This window comes from Thermaurantimonas aggregans, from assembly GCF_003851885.1.
In the GTDB taxonomy this organism is placed as follows: Bacteria; Bacteroidota; Bacteroidia; order Flavobacteriales; family Schleiferiaceae; genus Thermaurantimonas; species Thermaurantimonas aggregans.
Genome location: NZ_BHZE01000046.1, coordinates 1 through 2,837 on the forward strand (window position 1 = coordinate 1; position 2,837 = coordinate 2,837).

The 2,837-nt window shown below is 44.8% G+C and carries 2 protein-coding genes; both read left to right on the top strand.

Going from position 1 to position 2,837, the window contains the following annotated elements; translation table 11 throughout:
* The first annotated feature begins 215 nt into the window (after window positions 1–215).
* Window positions 216–584 (top strand): thioredoxin, encoded by a 369-nt coding sequence (gene trxA, locus EIP89_RS11360; RefSeq protein ID WP_124398803.1) that lies wholly within the window; start codon window positions 216–218, stop codon window positions 582–584.
* Between the two features lie 274 nt (window positions 585–858).
* A complete protein-coding gene (locus EIP89_RS11365) occupies window positions 859–2,685 on the top strand; it encodes a phosphoenolpyruvate carboxykinase (GTP) (RefSeq protein ID WP_124398804.1) in 1,827 nt (608 codons plus the stop codon).
* Window positions 2,686–2,837 lie beyond the last annotated feature (152 nt).

Here is a 2,837-nt window from a genome sequence, read left to right on the forward strand (position 1 = left end):
AATCAATTTTTTGAAATATCACTACCAAAAACCTGCTTTAAGTCTAATTCATTTTTTGTAACATTAAATACCATTTAAAAACTGATAAAAAAAAGCTGCCCTCTTTTAGGACAGCTTCTTTTTTGTTAAGAAGAGTTTAATATGTGCCCTTCGTAACTCAAATTACCTGATTCATTGGAAAATTGTAAGTCCTTTGCACAAATTTTTAACATCTTATGCCAACCAAAAAACTCACCACCGAAGCTTTTAAAGAAAACATCTTTGACTATACCAAAGAGACTGAATGGAAATACAAAGGCGATAAGCCTGCATTGATCGATTTTTATGCCGATTGGTGTGCGCCCTGCCGCATGGTAGCCCCCGTATTGGAAGAACTTTCAGAAGAATATGCCGGTAAAATCGACATATATAAAGTAGATACTGAAGTAGAAGACGAGCTCGCTGCCGTCTTTGGCATTCAGAGCATACCTACCTTTTTGTTCATTCCAATGGAAGGCTTGCCCATGATGCAGCCTGGTGCTCTGCCGAAAAGCATCTTCAAAAAAGCCATCGACGAACAACTGCTGAACAAAAAAGCAATTTAATTTTACTTCGCTGTAAGGTAGTTAGTCAGAATTTATTTTTCAGAAAACCTATTTTAACAATATCCCTGAGTGTACTGAGCATTCAGGGATTTTACTTTATTCTAAAAACAGCAATTCAGCTAAGTACTCTTACACTTTCTTGTAAGAGTTGGCATAATTGACAATTGTCAGCCACATCACTAAAAATGCGGTTTTACTTTAGCCCCCGAAAATTAGAATAGCCATCTGGAATTCTATTTTCGCACCCACATTTGTTCAACTTAATTCAATTCAAATGAGCGACTATTCCAAAGAAGTGAAACACACGAAATTGCTCAATTGGGTCAAGGAAATGCAAGACCTGCTAAAACCCGACAGGGTGCACTGGTGTGATGGATCGGATGAGGAATATCAGGCTATGTGCGATGCCTTGGTAAAAAAAGGGACATTTATCCCCCTCAATCCGGAAAAGCGCCCCGGAAGCTATGCATGCTTTTCTGACCCTTCAGACGTAGCTCGCGTAGAAGACCGCACTTTTATCTGTAGCCTAAGACAAGAAGATGCCGGACCCACAAATAACTGGATGGCTCCAGCAGAAATGAAAGCAACGTTACAGCCCTTGTTTAACGGGGCTATGCGGGGTCGTACCATGTACGTCATACCCTTCTGCATGGGACCTATCGACTCACCACTATCTCAAATAGGAGTGCAAGTGACCGACAGCGAATATGTGGTAGTAAATATGCGCCTGATGACGCGCATGGGTAGAGCCGTGATCGATCGATTGGGCACCGATGGTGAGTATGTAGAGGCGGTTCACTCTGTAGGTGCTCCGCTTGAGCCAGGTCAGGAAGATTCAAAGTGGCCATGTAATCCTACTGTAAAATACATTGTACACTTTCCTGAAGAACGCAGTATCTGGTCGTATGGATCAGGATATGGCGGCAATGCATTGCTTGGTAAGAAGTGTTTCGCCCTTCGCATTGCATCAGTGATGGGACGCGATGAAGGATGGCTGGCAGAACATATGCTAATACTCGGAGTCAAAAGCCCAGAAGGCAATAAAAAATATGTAGCTGCAGCTTTTCCGAGTGCCTGTGGTAAGACCAACTTCGCCATGCTCATTCCTCCCAAAGGTTTTGAAGGCTGGGAGGTGACAACCGTAGGTGATGACATCGCCTGGATACGTGAGGGAAAAGATGGCAGGCTCTATGCTATCAATCCTGAAGCAGGTTACTTCGGGGTAGCGCCTGGCACCAGTGCTCTCACGAATCCGAATGCGATGGCTACCATTAGTAAAAACACCATTTTTACCAATGTGGGGGTTACACCTGATGGCGACGTGTGGTGGGAGGGCATTGGCTGGCCCATGCCTGAAGGCACAATCAACTGGAAAGGTCAAGTACATGACCCAAACTCAGGCGAGCCATGTGCACATCCTAACTCCCGGTTTACTGTAGCGGCCAGTCAAAACCCGGCTATCGACAGCGAGTGGGAAAATCCGGAAGGTGTGCCCATTTCGGCCTTCATCTTCGGAGGCCGCAGAAGTAATACCGTGCCTCTTGTATATCAGGCTTTTAACTGGAACTTTGGCGTTTACACAGCCGCCACTATGGGCTCAGAGATGACGGCCGCAGCTTTCGGTCAAATTGGCAAAGTGCGCCGTGATCCCTTTGCGATGCTTCCGTTCGCAGGCTATCATATGGCTGACTATTTTAATCACTGGCTTGACTTTGGTCGAAAACTGAAAAATCCGCCCAGAATCTTTGCTGTCAACTGGTTCAGAAAGGGAAAAGACGGACAGTTTCTCTGGCCTGGCTTCGGCCAAAACATGCGTGTGCTCAAATGGATCTTCCAGCGCTCAAGCGGTCAAACGTCAGCCGTAGAAAGTCCCATAGGCTGGATGCCGCGTTATAAGGATATCGATTGGACAGGGCTCGACTATTCACAAGAACAGTTTGAAGAAGTGATGCGCATCGACACTGATGAATGGAAGAGGGAAATTCTTTCGCATCAAGAGCTCTTCGAAACCATGTACGACAAGATGCCGAAAGAATTCTTCTACATGCGCGAACTGATCCTTTCCAGCATCTGGCGCAAGCCACACGATTGGCATGTTTAATCAGACTTTACAAAATACTTAATGCATGAAGGTGTCCAAAAAGTAAAGGACGCCTTCTTTTTTATTTTGATAAAACCCTTAATTGAAGTAAATTAGAGCCATCATAGACATTTTAAGTGAGGCGAGTAGTCTTTAAACAGCAACCCGGCAAA

Excerpts from the sequence above, each read along its gene's own strand:
- trxA (WP_124398803.1), top strand. The coding sequence starts at position 216 with ATGCCAACCAAAAAACTCACCACCGAAGCTTTTAAAGAAAACATCTTT.
- EIP89_RS11365 (WP_124398804.1), top strand. The coding sequence starts at position 859 with ATGAGCGACTATTCCAAAGAAGTGAAACACACGAAATTGCTCAATTGG.